General features: G+C 37.3%; 18 protein-coding genes and 1 pseudogene. 11 read left to right on the plus strand and 8 right to left on the minus strand.

Annotation, left to right across the window (positions count from 1 at the left end; genetic code table 11):
* Positions 1 to 58: 58 nt before the first annotated feature.
* The 3 genes from AC5YCE_RS07630 to AC5YCE_RS07640 form a co-directional block, all read right to left on the minus strand.
* On the minus strand, positions 59 to 607 hold the full coding sequence (locus AC5YCE_RS07630) for a hypothetical protein (protein WP_496171598.1): 549 nt from the start codon (positions 605 to 607) through the stop codon (positions 59 to 61).
* Between the two features lie 104 nt (positions 608 to 711).
* Positions 712 to 1305 (minus strand): Maf family protein, encoded by a 594-nt coding sequence (locus AC5YCE_RS07635; protein ID WP_496171599.1) that lies wholly within the window; start codon positions 1303 to 1305, stop codon positions 712 to 714.
* An 89-nt stretch (positions 1306 to 1394) separates the two neighbouring features.
* Entirely contained in the window at positions 1395 to 1778 is a 384-nt protein-coding gene (locus tag AC5YCE_RS07640) for a DUF2237 family protein (protein ID WP_496171600.1), read from the minus strand.
* A 140-nt stretch (positions 1779 to 1918) separates the two neighbouring features.
* Here AC5YCE_RS07640 and AC5YCE_RS07645 point away from each other — a divergent pair, with 140 nt between their 5' ends.
* The 5 genes from AC5YCE_RS07645 to AC5YCE_RS07665 all read left to right on the plus strand — a co-directional run bounded on the left by AC5YCE_RS07645 (position 1919) and on the right by AC5YCE_RS07665 (position 6375).
* Positions 1919 to 3106, plus strand: a complete 1188-nt coding sequence (locus AC5YCE_RS07645) for a phosphoglycerate kinase (RefSeq protein ID WP_496171601.1) — start codon at positions 1919 to 1921, stop codon at positions 3104 to 3106.
* A gap of 172 nt (positions 3107 to 3278) precedes the next feature.
* Entirely contained in the window at positions 3279 to 3557 is a 279-nt protein-coding gene (locus AC5YCE_RS07650; protein ID WP_496127039.1) for a hypothetical protein, read from the plus strand.
* A gap of 138 nt (positions 3558 to 3695) precedes the next feature.
* Positions 3696 to 4733, plus strand: a complete 1038-nt coding sequence (fba, locus tag AC5YCE_RS07655; RefSeq protein WP_496127038.1) for a class II fructose-bisphosphate aldolase — start codon at positions 3696 to 3698, stop codon at positions 4731 to 4733.
* 123 nt (positions 4734 to 4856) lie between these two features.
* On the plus strand, positions 4857 to 5708 hold the full coding sequence (locus tag AC5YCE_RS07660) for an EamA family transporter (protein ID WP_496171602.1): 852 nt from the start codon (positions 4857 to 4859) through the stop codon (positions 5706 to 5708).
* A 136-nt stretch (positions 5709 to 5844) separates the two neighbouring features.
* Entirely contained in the window at positions 5845 to 6375 is a 531-nt protein-coding gene (locus AC5YCE_RS07665) for a hypothetical protein (protein ID WP_496171603.1), read from the plus strand.
* A 233-nt stretch (positions 6376 to 6608) separates the two neighbouring features.
* Here the strand turns inward: AC5YCE_RS07665 and AC5YCE_RS07670 are convergent, their stop codons facing one another.
* On the minus strand, positions 6609 to 7268 hold the full coding sequence (locus AC5YCE_RS07670) for an A1S_1983 family putative colistin resistance protein (RefSeq protein WP_496171604.1): 660 nt from the start codon (positions 7266 to 7268) through the stop codon (positions 6609 to 6611).
* A 99-nt stretch (positions 7269 to 7367) separates the two neighbouring features.
* Here AC5YCE_RS07670 and ispF point away from each other — a divergent pair, with 99 nt between their 5' ends.
* Positions 7368 to 7856, plus strand: a complete 489-nt coding sequence (gene ispF / locus AC5YCE_RS07675; protein WP_496171605.1) for a 2-C-methyl-D-erythritol 2,4-cyclodiphosphate synthase — start codon at positions 7368 to 7370, stop codon at positions 7854 to 7856.
* A gap of 124 nt (positions 7857 to 7980) precedes the next feature.
* Here the strand turns inward: ispF and AC5YCE_RS07680 are convergent, their stop codons facing one another.
* The 3 genes from AC5YCE_RS07680 to AC5YCE_RS07690 all read right to left on the minus strand — a co-directional run bounded on the left by AC5YCE_RS07680 (position 7981) and on the right by AC5YCE_RS07690 (position 10880).
* Positions 7981 to 8562 (minus strand): protein tyrosine phosphatase family protein, encoded by a 582-nt coding sequence (locus tag AC5YCE_RS07680; RefSeq protein ID WP_496171606.1) that lies wholly within the window; start codon positions 8560 to 8562, stop codon positions 7981 to 7983.
* 68 nt (positions 8563 to 8630) lie between these two features.
* On the minus strand, positions 8631 to 9722 hold the full coding sequence (locus tag AC5YCE_RS07685; RefSeq protein ID WP_496127032.1) for a 3-deoxy-7-phosphoheptulonate synthase: 1092 nt from the start codon (positions 9720 to 9722) through the stop codon (positions 8631 to 8633).
* Positions 9723 to 9998: 276 nt separating this feature from the next.
* A complete protein-coding gene (locus tag AC5YCE_RS07690) occupies positions 9999 to 10880 on the minus strand; it encodes a sulfite exporter TauE/SafE family protein (RefSeq protein ID WP_496127031.1) in 882 nt (293 codons plus the stop codon).
* Positions 10881 to 11106: 226 nt separating this feature from the next.
* Between AC5YCE_RS07690 and lpxB the strand changes: the two genes are divergently transcribed.
* Positions 11107 to 12279: a lipid-A-disaccharide synthase gene (lpxB, locus tag AC5YCE_RS07695; protein WP_496171607.1), complete on the plus strand. Its 1173-nt coding sequence runs from the start codon at positions 11107 to 11109 to the stop codon at positions 12277 to 12279.
* Positions 12280 to 12368: 89 nt separating this feature from the next.
* Here lpxB and AC5YCE_RS07700 read toward each other — a convergent pair whose 3' ends face one another.
* Entirely contained in the window at positions 12369 to 13238 is an 870-nt protein-coding gene (locus AC5YCE_RS07700; RefSeq protein ID WP_496171614.1) for a DUF2797 domain-containing protein, read from the minus strand.
* A gap of 31 nt (positions 13239 to 13269) precedes the next feature.
* On the opposite strand from AC5YCE_RS07700, the gene AC5YCE_RS07705 reads away from it, so the two are divergent.
* From AC5YCE_RS07705 to AC5YCE_RS07720, 4 genes and pseudogenes are all read left to right on the plus strand, one after another.
* Positions 13270 to 13737, plus strand: a complete 468-nt coding sequence (locus AC5YCE_RS07705; RefSeq protein ID WP_496171608.1) for a DUF6231 family protein — start codon at positions 13270 to 13272, stop codon at positions 13735 to 13737.
* Between the two features lie 118 nt (positions 13738 to 13855).
* A complete protein-coding gene (locus AC5YCE_RS07710) occupies positions 13856 to 14461 on the plus strand; it encodes a YidB family protein (protein WP_496127028.1) in 606 nt (201 codons plus the stop codon).
* 407 nt (positions 14462 to 14868) lie between these two features.
* Positions 14869 to 14964: pseudogene (locus AC5YCE_RS07715) on the plus strand (GMC oxidoreductase); the annotation flags it as partial.
* 197 nt (positions 14965 to 15161) lie between these two features.
* Complete coding sequence (locus AC5YCE_RS07720) at positions 15162 to 17072, plus strand: bifunctional metallophosphatase/5'-nucleotidase (RefSeq protein ID WP_496171609.1); 1911 nt, start codon at positions 15162 to 15164, stop codon at positions 17070 to 17072.
* The last annotated feature ends 476 nt before the right edge of the window (positions 17073 to 17548 follow it).

A 17548-nucleotide genomic window follows, 5' to 3' on the forward strand; every position in this document is an offset into this window, starting at 1 on the left:
GTCCCTTGGACTTACTATTCTAAGCAAGTCCAAATTAAGGTGAGTTAACTGAAAGTGGTTATTTCAAAGGATGATCTTTTAAATATTGTAGGACTTGTATTTCAATTTCACTTTCATATTTAACAGCGGCAGCTGTTGCATCGGCAAATCGCATAAACTCTTGATGATGTCGATTTGATTCAAGACTATTGTCTTCAGGTGTTTGCACAAGTTGAAAATGGTTTGGCATAACTTTAAGTGAGATTTCATTATTCTTAGTATATAAATCAACTAATTTTTTGATTTCAACTGTTTGTGGGTTGAGCAATTTAATTTCAGTATTGAATTCATCAATCATACTTTTTAGCATGGCGTGAATACGATCTTTAGCATTTGTATTTTTGTCGGACAATAGTTGAATAAACTCTTCTTGTGTTTTAGCACCTTTCTCTTCTAAAGCTAAATTAATCAATTTAAACTTCACCCATTCATTGACAAGAGTTTTGCTGTATTGATTTGTACTATTTTCTACGGCATATGTTTTTTCTGCAAACAAGGATGGATTACAGAATAAAAGAATTGAAATTAAGAGTGATACTTTGCAAAAAGGTGCTAGTGATATTTTCATAGTTTAAATCATTAAAGTTAATAGTATTTTTAAATTTATATCTTTTAAAGTTTGGAAGAAAGCGAAGAAATAAAATCCCTCACTAATTTATCGTACGTAGTACATTACGGTACATTAAATCCTAATTTTCTTAATATCATACATAATTGAATCATCGGCATACCCATCAACGTTGTCTGATCTTGGCCAATCATCTGTTCAAATAAACTGATGCCTAAACTTTCACACTTAAAGCTTCCCGCACAATGTAGAGGCTGATCACGCTCTACATAACGCTCAATTTCAGCCAAACTCAATGTGCGGAATTTGACTTTATAATGCTCAATAATCGTATGTTCAAAGTCTATAGATTGCTGCTGCACGCTTAAAGCGTTACTAAAATAGACAAAATGATCTGAGTTGGCTTGCAGTTGCTTAACGGCATTGTCTACTGTTAAAGGCTTACCAATAAAAATATCAGGAGCGCCTTCGCGCCAAGCCACTTGATCCGAACCAATCACAATGGCATGTGGGTGTTGCTCCGCTATAACATGAGCCTTCTCATATGCTAATCGCTTTGCCAGGTCATCTGCATGTCGTTCACCTTGAGGGGACTCATCTATTTCTGGTGATATACATTGATAATCCACACCCAAGCGATCCATCAAATCTTTCCGTGTCTGGCTACTTGAAGCCAAAATAATAGGGGTATGGCTCATATACATGTCCTGAACAAATAAGTTTTAAAAGCAAGCAATAAACTATGAAGTATGAATTTCAAATATCGTTAAACCATTTCAGTTTTAAGTTAGACAGCATATTCCATCAGTAAGTCTAAAGGCACATAAGCCAAAACAGCTTGATGACAGGCTTGGAGTTTAACATTGGGTGCCATGCCAGCTTGATAAGCTTCTACCCAACGTGTCACGCAGATACACCAAAAATCACCAGGTTTTACACCAGGAAAACCAACTTCAGGAAGAGGAGTCGTTAAGTCATTCCCAATACTTTGGGAAAAGCTTAAAAATTCAGAAGTCATCTCAGCGCACACAGTGTGTTGTCCTAAGTCGGATGGTGCGGTATGACAAAATCCATTGCGGAAATATCCAGTGATTGGATCAAAGCAACAACTCGCAAGTGGCTCACCAAGCACGTTTAAACGATTGATTTTTGGATCTGGATGAAATGACATAAGCAAAAGTTCTGTATAGGACTGATCCTATGATAATCAAAACCAAACAATTCCACACCATTTATGCAAAAGTCTCTAACTTTTTTTAGCATAATCATTTAGAATCTATGCGATTTTGATATATAAAAAGTGAGCTATACATGAACTTTCAGCGTATGACTGATCTAGATTTGGCAGGTAAGCGTGTCCTTATTCGCGAAGATTTAAACGTTCCTGTTAAAAACGGTGTGATTACGAGTGATGCCCGTTTACGAGCTGCATTACCAACGATTAAAGCGGCGCTTGAAAAAGGTGCAGCGGTCATGGTTTATTCACATTTAGGTCGTCCAGTTGAAGGCGAACCAAAACCTGAACAATCATTAGCACCAGTTGCTGAATATTTAACCAAAGCTTTAGGTCAAGACGTTCAACTCATCACAGATTACTTAGATGGTGTTGAAGTCGAAGCGGGTCAAGTTGTTCTATTAGAAAACTGCCGCTTTAATGCGGGCGAAAAGAAAAATAATCCAGATTTAGCGCAAAAATACGCAGCGCTTTGTGACGTATTTGTGATGGATGCATTTGGTACAGCGCATCGTGCAGAAGCATCAACGGAAGGTGTTGCACGTTTAGCTAAAGTTGCTGCTGCTGGTCCATTATTGGCTGCTGAGTTAGATGCATTAGGTCGTGCATTACAAACGCCTGCAAAACCAATGGTTGCGATTGTTGCAGGTTCAAAAGTATCAACAAAACTTGATGTTTTAACTTCACTTTCAGACATCTGTGATCAATTGATCGTAGGTGGTGGTATTGCCAATACATTCTTAGCTGCTGCTGGTTTCAATGTAGGTAAATCACTGTGTGAAAATGATTTAATTGAAACAGCAAAAGCCATTGCAGCAAAAGTTTCTGTACCACTTCCAACAGATGTCGTTGTTGCAGATGCATCTGAAATTGATTTTGCTGACTTCCTTGGTTCATTGGCAGCAGCAAAAGCCGTTGTGAAGAAAGTTGAAGACGTTGCTGATAATGACATGATTTTGGATGTTGGTCCTGAAACAGCGAAAATGTTTGCTGAAATCTTGAAAACATCTAAAACCATTCTTTGGAATGGTCCAGTCGGTGTCTTTGAAGTCGATCAATTTGGTGAAGGCACTAAGACTTTATCTTTAGCGATTGCTGAATCGGAAGGTTTCTCTATCGCAGGTGGTGGGGATACTTTAGCGGCAATTGATAAGTATGAAGTTGCTGACAAAATCGGTTATATCTCTACAGGTGGTGGTGCCTTCCTAGAGTTTGTTGAAGGTAAAACTCTGCCTGCAGTTGCTGCTCTGATTGAACGTGCTTAATTCGTATAACTGAAACAAATTATAAAAAAAAGCTGACACATTGGTCAGCTTTTTTTATTTTAAAGTTGATTAAATTCAGCGAATAAAAATGATGTTCTTTAATTGGTCATTAAAATGAAATATTTTTGCAATAAAATTTGTTTGAATTAAATCATAGACTTTTGGAATTGTGATGAACTCTAAATTAGTTTTAGCTGCTTGCTTGGCATTCCCATTAACTTTTACTGCATGTTCTAAACAAGAAAAAGCACCTGCTGCAGATCAAGCTGCAACTTCAGAAGTGGTTGTTGAAGAATCTGCAAATGTAAGCCCAGAACAACAAGCTGCAATCGATGCCATTGATAAACCATTACAAGACGAAAACAATACCGATATTCCTGAATCAGTTGCAAATGTACCTGCTGATCAAGCAACTTTAGATGAAACGGCTGAAGCATCAGCTGCTCAATAATATCAATAAATTGTATTTGCTCAAGGTTTTACCTAAAACTCCCTGCATAAGCAGGGATTTTTTATGAAATACTGTGATTTCTTGCTGAATTGAAATACATGACAGGGTAGAATACAGGGCATTACCTGGGAGGAAATTATGGCTCTTATCTCATTGCGCCAGCTCTTGGATCACGCCGGTGAACACAATTACGGCGTACCAGCTTTTAACGTAAACAACTTAGAACAAATGCGCGCAATCATGTTAGCCGCAGACGAAACGAATTCACCAGTTATTGTTCAAGCATCTGCTGGTGCTCGTAAATACGCAGGTGCTCCATTCCTACGTCACCTAATTTTGGCGGCAATTGAAGAATGGCCACATATTCCAGTGGTAATGCACCAAGATCACGGTACTGACCCTGATGTATGTCAGCGTTCTATCCAATTGGGCTTTTCATCTGTAATGATGGATGGTTCTTTGGCTGCTGATGGTAAAACACCAACGTCTTATGAATATAACGTTGATGTGACACGTCGTACTGTCGCATTAGCGCATGCGTGTGGTGTTTCTGTTGAAGGTGAAATCGGTTGTCTAGGTAGTCTAGAGACTGGTTTAGCTGGCGAAGAAGATGGCGTAGGCGCAGAAGGTGTTCTAGACCACTCTCAACTTTTAACATCTGTTGAAGAAGCAACTCAGTTTGTTGCTGATACCAATGTAGATGCGCTTGCAATTGCAGTAGGTACTTCACACGGTGCTTACAAGTTTACGCGTCCACCTACAGGTGACATTCTTGCGATTGATCGTATTAAAGAAATTCACGCTGCACTACCGAATACACACCTTGTAATGCACGGTTCAAGCTCTGTTCCACAAGAATGGTTGGCTGTGATTAACCAATATGGCGGCGACATCAAAGAAACTTATGGTGTTCCTGTTGAGCAGTTGGTAGAAGCAATTAAACACGGTGTTCGTAAAATCAACATTGATACAGATTTACGTTTAGCATCTACAGGTGCTATGCGTCGTATGATGGCTGAAAAACCAAGCGAATTTGATCCACGTAAATTCTTTGCTGAAACTGTTGTTGCAATGAAAGATATCTGTGTTGATCGCTACAATGCTTTTGGTACAGCAGGTCATGCTGACAAAATTCGCCCGATCTCTTTAGAGAAAATGGTGAGCCGTTATAAATAATTTCTAAATTGTTTATACTGAAAAGCCCGCAGCAATGTGGGCTTTTTTAATGTATTTAAGATTCAAAAATATGCTTTAAAGCAAGAATCCAATATTTAAGATCATTAAAATAAAAGGCTCAAGATGGAACTGATATTTTCTGCTGCGCTATGTAGTGTTTTAGTCTCAATTTTTCTAAAAGTATCCAAGTCCAAAGGCTTAGATCCACTGCAAATGATCGCATGGAATTATTTGGCGGCCAGTGTTCTGTGTTTTTTTTGGTTTAAACCTAATTTAACCACTATTTCCATTTCTGAAACGCCATGGTGGTTGATTGTGGTACTGGGTGTTTGTTTACCTTCAATTTTTTTTCTTTTAGCCAAATCATTAGCAACAGCAGGTATTTTAAAGACAGAAGTGGCTCAAAGACTGTCTATTATATTGTCCTTAATTGCAGCCTATTTTTTATTTAATGAATCGTTCAGTCCACTTAAAATGATGGGTATAGCCATTGGTTTAGTTGCTGTATTCATAATTGTGTTTATGAAATCAGGTGGTGCAGCATCCTCAAACTCATCCAAGGCAACTCTGTCCTTGTTAGGCGTTTGGTTTGGTTATGCACTAATTGATATTTTGCTCAAATATACGACGAGCTTAGGGTTACAGTTTTCTGTCTCTTTGAACCTGATGTTTATTTTTGCATTCATATTGTCTATGGGATATTTAGCACTCAGAAATACAAAATGGAGCAAAGAAAACCTATTAGCAGGTTTAAGTTTGGGTGTATTAAATTTTGCCAATATTGCGCTTTACGTCAAAGCACACATGCTCTTAAAAGATTCTCCAGCAGTGGTTTTTGCAGGGATGAATATATTGGTTGTGGTGTTTGGTGTGATTGCGGGCTTAGTTGTTTTTAAAGAGAAAATTAATCTAACGGTGTTTTTAGGAATTGTTATGGCAATACTTGCTGTGATGAGTTTATCAATGACTATTTAGAACTGTGAAAATTTACCTAATTAAATTATGTTTAATCATAATAATCATATATTTAAATTTATAAAAGGTTCTGACTTGTGCTATATTCTGCTCAAATTTGCTTCAATAAATTATTGTGGATTATTAGAACCTAAAAATGAATGTATTATTTAAACAAAAACTATTAGTCTTGGGGCTTTTGGGGGGGATCGAAAGTGTGAATGCACAGGAAGATCATCTCAATACGTTAATTAAAAAAGTTGCTGTTTCTCCCGCATCTGATCGTCATTTCAATAATATTGAAAATCAGATGCTCGGTCGTGCCAGTTGGAAAATTAAATGTGAATACCGTAAATATGATGAGGTTAAAGCCTGTGTCATGCGTAAAGGACCATTGTCAGTGGCACGAATTAATCATGATTACGTGGTGAATGTTGGTGAGCATCATGCACCGAATTCACATGGAAAAATTCGTATAGATCAGCACTCTAGCCAACAGCAATTAGGTGGTTTTTTTAGAAATGGACAAAGCCTGATAGCACAATTTAAAACTGGATATTTCGCTTATACACAGTACCAAAATAATGAACATCGTATAGTTGAGCACCAACTCTCATTGTTAGGTTTTACTTATGCATTTAATGATATGCAAGAACAGTTTAATAGAATTTCTAGTAAAGCCTATTAATTACTGAGATGAATGAATTTAATTATATTAAATGAAATTCTATTTGAGTTATTTAAATTATTGCTTTAATGGGTGGAGAATAATTTACGGTAATGCATGAATATGACGTGATAAAATTACTAAGTTATTGATATAAAAATATATAAATTAATTCTTACACGTTGGATTTTAGTACTACCAAAACTTTGAATGGATTGAACTATTATTTTATCCTACGTGAAATAGGGTTTGATTTAATCATAGAGACGATAAATCCCATTAAAACGATCACAGTTCTTACTTTGTGTTTTTGATTCGATAATCAAAATGGATTTTTGAAAATTCAATGCATATTTACAATCATTTTCGTTGTCTAAAATTTCTTTTTTATTTTCATTTGTCGTGTAAGCCAATAAAGGAATGCTTTGACTTTCAGCGCGATTATTGGGATCTCGGTATGCCGTTCCTTCAATCTTAATCCGGTCTTTGGTCAGTTGATGAATCTTAATATGTGCAGGCTGTTTTGAAATCTTGCCTTGTTCAAACTTAAGATAATGCTGCGTTAAAGACTGATTCATTGACGTATAAAAGTTAAGATCTTCAATTCTTAAATTCATTTGTTGCTTTAAGCAGTTTGAATTTTTACATTGTTGAACGCGTTGACTCCAAAGGGTTTGAGTAGCATCAATCAATCGAATAGGAGCATCTGTCACTAAATATGTAGTATGAAAGTGCTCATTAAATTCTGTACGTAAATCACTAAAAGAATCAACACAGAGATTTTTTAAAAACTGAGGTGCGTCTGTTTCATCACATTTCAGCGCTTTTGCATGGCTGATAGACGTTGCAGCGGTGCAAATAAAGAATGCAGAAACTATGGATTTAATCGAATTCGATACGTATTTCAACAACATGATCGCTTATACTTTCACTGTGTTTGCATACGTACTATAGCGAAATAGAAAGTATGAATACAAGATTTATAGACGAATTTATGTATATAGGAGCTTAAAGTGATGTTACCAATTCGTATAGGACAAGGAATGGATGTACATGCGTTCGAAGAAGGGGCGTATGTCACTTTAGCGGGTATACAAATTCCGCATACACATGGGTTAAAAGCACATTCCGACGGGGATGTTGTGTTACATGCGCTATGTGATGCGCTATTAGGTGCTTTGGCACTTGGTGATATTGGTCAACATTTTCCGGATACAGATGCAGCGTTTAAAGGTGCAGATAGTCGTCATTTGTTGAAACATGTTTATCAATTGATTAAAGACCGTGGTTATGTGCTTGCCAATGCAGATATTACAGTCGCATGTGAACGCCCAAAGTTGGCAACACATCATTTAGCCATGCGTCAAAGTATTGCGGATGTCATGGATCTTGATGTCACTCAAATTAGTATTAAAGCGACAACCACTGAAAAACTAGGTTTTACAGGTCGACAAGAAGGAATCTTGTCTACGGCTACAGTGCTGGTGACGCATCAAAAATAATAAATTTTGACATAAGCTAAGTTGAAAAATTAAAAGTGAATTGGATCGTGGTCTAATTCACTTTTTGATTTGAGAGTGATGGCTTTGACAAAAGAATTAAGATATCTGAAATAAGTAATACAAATCAAGAAAACTGATCAGCACTCATCAGGGAATGTTGCAAATCCAAAGTCGATTTTCTCCCTTGAAGTTGTAATCCAACGGCATGAATCAAACCAGTCCAAGTCTCATTGGGTTCCCAGATCTGATGCATGAGTTCTTGTGCAGTGGGCATATCCATATCAAGGTAATATTGGCGATAGAGATACATGAGGCAACTGCATTGATTGTTTTCAGTGCAATGAATCCAAACCATTTTTTGTTGGACTAAATGATCAATTAAATCAAGAACGAAAATGCATTGTTCGTCAGTCGGCATTTCCCAGTGAATTGGGACTTGAATGTAATTTAATCCTAATTCTGCACATAAACGATCTTCATTGGCTAAATGCGGTTCTGAATCTGTAAAGGCTAAATTAATGAGTGTATCCACACCGTAAGCTTTGATTTTAGCAATTTGTTCCGCCGAAGGTTGGCCAGAACTCATTAAATGTTGATGAATAAATTGAAAGTTCGGTACTTGGCTGAGTTCGGCTTCAAGCGATTCTGTATCCAGATGATCAACGTCATGATCTGTTTCAAACTCACTCACTTTAGAGTCATCCATTTCGATATCACCTCTATCAATTCTTCAGTCAAAAAAAACGCCATCATCTGATAGCGTTTTAAAAACTATTAACGATTTGGTAATACGTCTTTCAAAGCTGCATCCATTTCAAGCAGTACTTTTTCAGTCGTTTCCCAATCAATACAACCATCAGTTACAGACTTACCATACTCTAAATCGCAAAGATTTTCAGGAATATCTTGACGACCACCTTTTAAGTGGCTTTCTACCATAATACCGACAATCGATTTATTACCATTCAAAATTTGTTCTGTAATATTTTTCAAAACAAGCGGTTGAAGGTACGGGTCTTTGTTTGAGTTGGCATGGCTGGCATCAATCATGATTTTGGTGCTGACTTTAGCCTTAGCCAAAGCATTTTCTGCATCTGCTACAGAGCCTGCATCATAGTTCGGTTTTCCATTACCACCACGCAGTACAACGTGTGCATATGGGTTGCCTTTAGTCCGAATTACAGAGACTTGACCTTGATCATTTAGACCGAGGAAGCTATGACCATGTTTAACAGATTGCATGGCATTGGTTGCAACAGTTAAACCACCATCTGTACCATTTTTAAAACCAACAGGTGATGAAAGGCCTGATGACATTTCACGGTGGGTTTGGCTTTCTGTGGTACGTGCGCCAATTGCAGACCATGAGATTAGGTCTTGATAGTATTGTGGTGAGTTTGGATCAAGCGCTTCTGTTGCACAAGGAAGACCTTTTTCATTCAACTCAAGCAATAATTTACGACCTAAACGTAAGCCTTTTTCGATATTGAATGAGTCATTCATGTCAGGATCGTTGATTAAACCTTTCCAACCGACTGTTGTACGTGGTTTTTCAAAATAAACGCGCATGATAATGTACAGCGTATCTTTTACTTTTTCTGCTAATACTTTAAGACGGTCTGCATAATCATGAGCCGCTTCAATATCATGAATAGAGCAAGGACCAATCACTACGAAAAGACGTTTGTCTTGACCATCTAAAATTTGACGGACAGTTTCACGACCATTGAGCACCGTTTGATATGCTTTTTCGTTTAATGGGAGTTCTGCTTTAAGTTGAGCAGGAGGAACAAGAGGTTGAAAACTTTGTACATTCACATCATCGATATCGGATTGTGTAATGGAGTTTGACTGTAGTGTATTCATTGCCGTCACTGGTTCGTTTTTACAAAAAAATGTTCAATTCACTGAATATATCACGATTCAGTAGATATTTTGTTATCAAAAAGTCGAATGCATTTAATAAAAAAAAGTAATGATTTGGTCTTTTTGGTATTAATTAGAGTTAACTTAATCATTGCAAACAATCGTAGATTTAATCAGCATTGTCAAATTAAATATTCTATTCATGCTTTAAATAACAACCCCAGTCACTCTTATTTGAAAAATGACAGGGGAATATCAATCGCTCTATTTTATTTTTTAGATTGTTTGACCAACTGAAGCTGGAACGCTGATGGTAACTTCTGCAGGTGCGATAGGTTTTGATTTGACTGGATTAATCATAAAGTTTATGCCCAGTGCAAAGAGTGTAATACCCAAAATCTTACGAATAATTTTTTCAGGTAAGCGTGAGCTGACTAAAGTCCCGACAATGATGGCTGGAATTGAACCCATCAATAACCACATTAATAATTCAAAATCGACATTACCCGAACTCATATGACCCATACCAGCCACTAAGGTGAGTAGGACAGCATGAACAACGTCAGAACCAATAATGCGGATCATTGGCAAATTGGGGAACATGATGATGAGTGCCATGATACCGAATGCACCAGCACCGACCGAGGATAAGGTTACAAAGATACCCAGTACAATCCCCATCAAAGCGATCTGTAAACGTTTGCTTTTTAGGCGTTCACGTTGTTGATCGATGTCTTCATGAGATATTGGTTTACCAAAACGGCTAAAGAAGCGTTCCACTTGTGTTCTAAACACAATCGAAATACCGGTAATGGTCAGCATGAAGCCGAGAACCATCGTCAATATCGCTTTGTAATGCGTAGATTGACTTAAATAGTTGTCCAAAACCCATGTGGTCGCCAGAGATGCCGGAATACTGCCTACGGCTAACCAAATCACGATTGGCCAAACGATATTGAGCTTTCTGGCATGAACCACAGAACCAAAAAATTTTGAAATGGCTGCATACAACAGGTCAGTACCAATGGCGATATGCGGTTCGATTTTAAAGAGGGTGATGAGGATTGGCGTCATGAGTGAACCACCACCAACACCTGTTACGCCTACGCAGAACCCAACTAAAACACCTGCTAAAATATATTCGATAGAACCGTACATGCCACAATCTGACTTATAAAAAAACGTGGATATCTTATGGCTTTTTTTTATAAGTAGTTGTCTTGATTGTTGATTTGCTTATTCTAAAAAATGCTAAAGATTTTGAACAAAGATCATGTTTTGATGATGACTCATTTGATTGTTAAAATTGCCAAACTTAATTTCAACGATTTGAGATATCTACAGTTGTGCTAAAATCAACTGGCGCATTCTGAGGGAAATAATCTTGTTAAATCGAAAACTTAAAATTGGTATCGTGGTGGGTGAAGTATCAGGAGATACGCTTGGTGCAAAGCTGATCCGTCGTTTTCGAGAGCAAGGCATTGATGCTGAATTTGAAGGCATTGGTGGGCCACAAATGATCGCTGAAGGTTTTAAAAACTATTACCCGATGGATATTTTATCGGTGATGGGGATTGTCGAAGTATTAAAAGATATTAAAAAACTCTTTGCTGTGCGTGATGGCTTAGTCGACACATGGATGAAGAATCCAGTCGATATCTTTGTCGGCATTGATGCACCAGATTTTAATCTACGCCTCTCAAAAACCATTAAACAGAAAAATTTACCTATTAAGACAGTACAATATGTAAGTCCTTCTGTTTGGGCTTGGCGTCAAGGGCGTGTGCATGGGATTAAAGCCAGTATTGATCTGGTTTTATGTTTATTTCCCTTTGAAAAAGCCTTCTACCAACAGTTTGATGTCAATTCAGCCTTTGTTGGTCATCCACTCGCAAGTCAATTGCCTTTAGTAAATCCAATTTCTGATGCGAAACAAGCTTTAGGATTGGATATGACCCAAAAGCATATTGCACTATTGCCCGGTAGCCGACGTGGTGAAATTGAGCGTTTAGCGCCTTTAGTTTTAGATGCGGCGCAATTGCTTTATCAAAAATACCCAGATTATGTATTTTTAATCCCTGCGATTAATGATGCGCGAAAGCAGCAGATTAATGAAATTTTAAAACAATATCCTGAGCAATTACGATCTCAGATTCAGCTGTTGGAAAACACTGGAACTGAATCTAAAATTGGGCGTATGGTGATGGATGCTAGTGACATAGTGGCGCTTGCATCAGGTACAGCAACTTTAGAAGCGATGTTACTACACCGTCCAATGGTGACTTTTTATAAATTGAATTGGCTGACTTATCATGTGGTGAAGTTCATGATTAAGATTCCATATTATTCATTGCCAAATATTGTGGCGGGTAAAAAAGTCATTCAGGAACTGATTCAGCACGATGCAACGCCTGAAAAATTGGCCCATGAAATTGAAAAGTTAATGGATATTGAAACTTCCAAAATCCAGTCAATGCAATTATTCACCATGCATAAACATCTGTTGGCAGACAATAATGAAGATCCTGTCGAGGCAATCGTTAAACTCTTGAGTTAATTTCAAGTCAAATGATCTAAAAATAAAAAACCGCTCATTCAAGCGGTTTTCTAATATTCAAGCGATTAAGGCTAAACTTTAAAATCAATCTAAGCTCTCAGTTTGATTTCATAACCCGTATATTTACGGATATTAATCACGCCAGTATCCATAATCAGATATTGACCTTTAATCCCTTGAAGCTTGCCACGAATAATCGGGGTCTTATCCAAATTATGGGATTTAATTTTATCAGGGTAAATGTCTACTGGATAAATAAACTCTCGAGGCAATTCATTTTCAAGTATTTCAACATTTTCATTGAAATCTAAGCTCATACTGAACTCATCTCGAATCATTTCGATTTGAGGTTCAAACTCATTTAATAGTTCATCACGAACTTCAATTAAGTTTAAAGGTTCAGCTTCACCTTTAAGTAGCTTGCGCCAATCGGTTTTATCAGCCACTTGAGTACCAAACATCACTTCAAGTTGACCGGATAAACGACGTGAACCGACTTTCATAATTGGTAAAGCTTGTGTCGCACCTTGATCTAGCCATCGTGTCGGCATTTGACCTAAACGCGTAATTCCGACTTTTAAAGCACTTGAATTGGCGAGATAAACGATGTGGGGTTGAAAGCAAACTTCTTGTGCAAAGCTTTCTTCGCGGCATGTACCCAAATGGTAATGACAAGTTTCAGGTTTCATAATGCACATGTCACACGCTGCATTCGTTTTCATACATTTAAAGCAATGACCTTGCGAATATGATTTAGGTGTTTTTGAACCACATGAAACACAATAAATATTTCCAGTCGCTTCAATCTCAATGTCTTGACCCAATTGGAACGGAAGATCAATTTCTGAACGATCCAAAGTGAATTTATATTCAACATTTGCCTTGTGCGTTTGTTGTTCAGTTACACTTAGGTTGCGTAGACCTGCATGCATTTTATGACAAATGCCTTGGAGTTCCATGTATTCATTCTCTCTAAAATAAGGTGCAGTCATGGCTGAGAAAAATGTCATCACGTCGATGCTAGACGATTTATCTAATGAACAGCCAATTCAAACTGCATTATGTCTTGGGCAAAATTTGAGCCAAGACTATCAACATTCAATTCAATGGTCATATTTTAACGTAACTGAGTACTTAAAGCTTCCCTTTACGCAAAGATATGATTTAGGATTTGTATTGCTCAATACGGCTGATTTTATTGATATCACCGAACAGCAGAAAGTCCAAGTATTGGTCAAGCTTCGAGATTTGATGGCGAAAAGAATTGTGGTGGTCGGCCAATTACAAGATGAGCAAATGTTGCGAAGTCTCGGATTTACACAGTTCATTGATAAAACCACACATGATCAAGACTTTGCATTATGGCAATTTAATATTTTGACCTACAAGCATGTTCCTGATTGGTTTAATTCTAAATTTTGGGCGAACCCTGAACATTGGAATAAATTTCGTTGGTAATCGTTGCGAAAAAGAGTAGTAAAATTTAGTATCATAGAAACTACAACAATTATGTTTCATCAGAGAACAATAATAATTGTATGCTCGATGAGGTGATAACTCTAATTAGGTATATAACATGACAAATTTAAGCAATATTGTAGAAATTTTAGCGAAACAAGCACTGGGTGGAAATAATCAATCACAGCAAGGTGGATTGGGCGGCATTCTTGGTTCAGTGTTGGGGCAAATGGGTGGTCAAAATCAGTCACAACAACAAGGTGGTTTAGGTGGGATTTTAGGCTCGGTATTGGGTGGCTTAACGGGTGGTCAGCAGCAAGCACCTGCTCAACAATCAAGTGGTTTTAATGCACAATCACTTTTAATTGCGGTTGTTCCTTTGGTTTTGGGTTGGATCCAAAAAAATGGTGGTCTACAAGGCGCACTAGATCAATTGAAAGGACAAGGCTTAACCAGTCAAGTAGATGACTGGGTGTCTACAGGTCCTGGGGCAAATGCCAATATTCCAACTCAATCTGTTCAAAACCTGTTTGATCAGCAAGATGTCGAAAATGTAGCAGCTCAAGCGCAAGTACCAACTCAAGATGTATATGGTGCGATTTCATCGGTATTACCAGAGATTATTGATTCATTGACACCACAAGCGGGTCAGACTGATCAGCAAGAAGCGAATAGTGATATCCAAAATGTATTGAATTTGGTTCAAGGCTTCTTAAAAAAATGATTCAATAAGGCATGAGTGTTAACTCGTGACCCTAAAAAACCAGTCTATTGACTGGTTTTTTTGTGAATAAAATTGTCGGTACATATTGTCACTACGATTGAACTTTAATTACTAACAGCAGTGTCAGGCGATAAAGAAAGTTTGTGTGAAGTTCAGTTTGATGACACAAATACAGAAATTTTCATTCGTGGCAGAGTGCTTGCGCAAGCGCTATGGGTTGGGGAGGGGCGCCTTCTTTTATACCGATTGCACATCAATCGGCATAAGTATTTGCTGAGGTGAACCATGGCGAAGTATAAAATGTATTTTTGGAAAGTGTTGGGGATTTATCAGTAGCGTCACATTTACTGGGTGTTGCTGAGATGGCGTAGAACCTAAAAAGGTGTGATCGATGCGAAGCATGAAGTTTTGGATATGCAAAACTCTATGTTGTAGATGGGAGTGCTATCCCAATCAATGTTAATGTGAATCCGAGTTTAACGATTACTGCTATGGCGGAAAAATGTGCTGAAAGTGTGAGCTCGAATATTGTGAATTATAAGTTTATTCAGTCATTTAGTGATCTTGAATCAGGCTAAGATGGTGATAATGAATATAGTGTCTAATCATAATTTTAACCTAACATTCATGATTTATTCATTTAATTGACATTAAAAATACAGAGACTCTATTTAAAATAATTTTAAGTAGCAGCATTATAATGAAAACAAATCTTCAGAAGCGGATTGGTTGTTTCACTTTCATTGCCTTAAGCAGTTTAAGTTTGGCAAGTTGTGGAGGTGATGATGACTCCTCGAGATCAACGCCCCAATCTGAACAAAAAGCATTAGAATTAAATCTAATTCATATCAATGATCATCACTCACATTTGGATCAAGAAACAATTAAATTTAAAGCCGATGTTGGTTTTGGTCAGGAAGAATTTAGTGTGAGTCGTGGTGGGTTTGCACGTGTCACGTCATTGATGAATCAACTGACAGCTGAAAAAAACAATGTGTTAAAAATGCATGCGGGTGATGCAATTACTGGAGACTTATATTACAACCTGACTGATGGTAAAGCGGATGCTGATGCCATGAATAGTGTATGTTTTGATACTTTTACGCCAGGTAACCATGAATTTGATGCAACAGATGTGGGTTTGCAAAAATTTATTGGTTTTTTGGATCAAACACTATGTAAAGAGAAAACTAAAATTCTCACTGCAAATGTACAATTTGGGCAATCATCACCTTTATATCAAACCAATCGTATTCAAAAATCACATGTCTTTGAAAAAGATGGAGCTAAATTCGCCGTTATTGGGTTGACGGTTGCAAAAAAAACCAAGAACTCATCGCAACCGAATGCGGATACTTTATTTCAAGACGAGATCGTATCAGCCCAAAAAGAAATTGATGCTTATAAAGCACAAGGTATTCAAAAAATTATTTTACAAACTCACGTTGGCTATGATTTAGATCAACAACTGGCAAAATCACTGACGGATGTTGATGTGATTATTGGTGGTGATTCGCACACTTTATTAGGACCATCAACCTTAAGTAAATATGGCATGACGCCTGAAGGTACTTATCCGACAAAGTTAACAAATAAAGATGGCGATTTGGTCTGCGTTGCCCAAACTTGGCAATATAGTTATATCGTTGGTGAACTCAATGTTAAATTTAATAACAAAGGCAAAATAGAAAGTTGTTCTGGTACACCCCATGTGTTGATTGGAGATCAGTTCAATAGAACGGCTAAAGATGCAAAATCTGTCACTGAAACTGAAAAACAAATGATTCTAAATCAGTTCATCAAAGATCAAGTGCCATTTAAAGTGGTACAGCCTGATCAGAAAACGATAGATATTCTTAGACCATATCAATTAGAAAAGAAAAGTTTTGCTGAAAAAATCGTGGCTCACGCGGTTGATAATCTTTGTTCTCGTCGAGTGCCGGGTACACAGCGTGATGTGAATCGTTCAACATTAGGTGATGCATGTAATAAAAATGCTCATGTAGATACGCACGGTGGAGATATCCAACAAATGATTGCCGAAGCATTTTTACAGCAGGGTGTAAAATACTTTAATGCTGACCTGTCATTTCAGAATGGTGGTGGTGTTCGTGAAGATGTCGGTATTGGTGATGTCACTGTAGGTAAAATTTACAATGTATTGCCTTTTAAAAATACACTCGTTCGATTAGATATGACGGGGAATGAAGTCAAAGCAACTTTGGAAGATGCCATAGATGGTGTCATTGCACAAAATAATACAGGGAGTTATCCATATACTGGTGGCATGAGATGGAAAGTAGATTTTACCCAAAATAAAGGACAGCGGATTCATACGATTCAAATCAGAAATCAATCTGGAGAATACCAACCCATCCAGCTTGAAAAATTATACAAAGTGGTGACGATTGATTTTTTAGCAAATGGTGGTGATTACTATACAACGCTTAAATCCATCCGTGGTGAACGCCGTACAGATGTAGGATTGGATTATGCAGAAGCTTTTTTACAATATGTAGAAGCGCTTGATCCATATATAAGTAAAAAACAAATCAAAAAATTGGATACAAAGCATTATAGTACTCAAGGTTTTATTGATATCAATCAATAAAGATCATTTGAAAAATTAAAAAACTCTGCGATTTGCAGAGTTTTTTTGCTACTCATGAGTGATAACTAGTCAGAAAATCAATAAATCCTCCCATTTTGCTTGAAAAATAAACACTCGATGTTTTTAAGATAAAATGGGGGTTGCGTGATAAATAAAAATGTATAGAATACGCAGCATCCCGACGCGATACAGCAAACGAACTTAGCTGAACAGGTTAAGTTGTTGAGATGTATTGTGTTGAACTTGTCTCTGACGAAGAGCAAGAAGATCATTAAGAGATTATGAAGAACAACTTGTGTGGATTTTTACTGATTGATTAATCGAAATTATTTTCATTGATTGATGGTAAAAATGACTCGAAGTTTATTTGAGAAATATTTGTCAGAAGATTGATGAGCCAAGATTGGTGCCCTATAGGCACTAAGCAATATTAAACTGAAGAGTTTGATCATGGCTCAGATTGAACGCTGGCGGCA

It is taken from the genome of Acinetobacter sp. CY79 (genome assembly GCF_059515845.1).

What these genes read in the sequence shown, in the direction of transcription:
- AC5YCE_RS07670 (WP_496171604.1), bottom strand. Translation starts at nt 7,268, where the DNA reads ATGTTGTTGAAATACGTATCGAATTCGATTAAATCCATAGTTTCTGCA.
- AC5YCE_RS07710 (WP_496127028.1), top strand. Translation starts at nt 13,856, where the DNA reads ATGACAAATTTAAGCAATATTGTAGAAATTTTAGCGAAACAAGCACTG.
- AC5YCE_RS07700 (WP_496171614.1), bottom strand. Translation starts at nt 13,238, where the DNA reads ATGGAACTCCAAGGCATTTGTCATAAAATGCATGCAGGTCTACGCAAC.
- AC5YCE_RS07680 (WP_496171606.1), bottom strand. Translation starts at nt 8,562, where the DNA reads ATGGATGACTCTAAAGTGAGTGAGTTTGAAACAGATCATGACGTTGAT.
- AC5YCE_RS07660 (WP_496171602.1), top strand. Translation starts at nt 4,857, where the DNA reads ATGGAACTGATATTTTCTGCTGCGCTATGTAGTGTTTTAGTCTCAATT.
- AC5YCE_RS07645 (WP_496171601.1), top strand. Translation starts at nt 1,919, where the DNA reads ATGAACTTTCAGCGTATGACTGATCTAGATTTGGCAGGTAAGCGTGTC.
- AC5YCE_RS07640 (WP_496171600.1), bottom strand. Translation starts at nt 1,778, where the DNA reads ATGTCATTTCATCCAGATCCAAAAATCAATCGTTTAAACGTGCTTGGT.
- AC5YCE_RS07665 (WP_496171603.1), top strand. Translation starts at nt 5,845, where the DNA reads ATGAATGTATTATTTAAACAAAAACTATTAGTCTTGGGGCTTTTGGGG.
- fba (WP_496127038.1), top strand. Translation starts at nt 3,696, where the DNA reads ATGGCTCTTATCTCATTGCGCCAGCTCTTGGATCACGCCGGTGAACAC.
- AC5YCE_RS07705 (WP_496171608.1), top strand. Translation starts at nt 13,270, where the DNA reads ATGGCTGAGAAAAATGTCATCACGTCGATGCTAGACGATTTATCTAAT.
- AC5YCE_RS07635 (WP_496171599.1), bottom strand. Translation starts at nt 1,305, where the DNA reads ATGAGCCATACCCCTATTATTTTGGCTTCAAGTAGCCAGACACGGAAA.
- AC5YCE_RS07685 (WP_496127032.1), bottom strand. Translation starts at nt 9,722, where the DNA reads ATGAATACACTACAGTCAAACTCCATTACACAATCCGATATCGATGAT.
- AC5YCE_RS07720 (WP_496171609.1), top strand. Translation starts at nt 15,162, where the DNA reads ATGAAAACAAATCTTCAGAAGCGGATTGGTTGTTTCACTTTCATTGCC.
- AC5YCE_RS07630 (WP_496171598.1), bottom strand. Translation starts at nt 607, where the DNA reads ATGAAAATATCACTAGCACCTTTTTGCAAAGTATCACTCTTAATTTCA.
- AC5YCE_RS07690 (WP_496127031.1), bottom strand. Translation starts at nt 10,880, where the DNA reads ATGTACGGTTCTATCGAATATATTTTAGCAGGTGTTTTAGTTGGGTTC.
- AC5YCE_RS07650 (WP_496127039.1), top strand. Translation starts at nt 3,279, where the DNA reads ATGAACTCTAAATTAGTTTTAGCTGCTTGCTTGGCATTCCCATTAACT.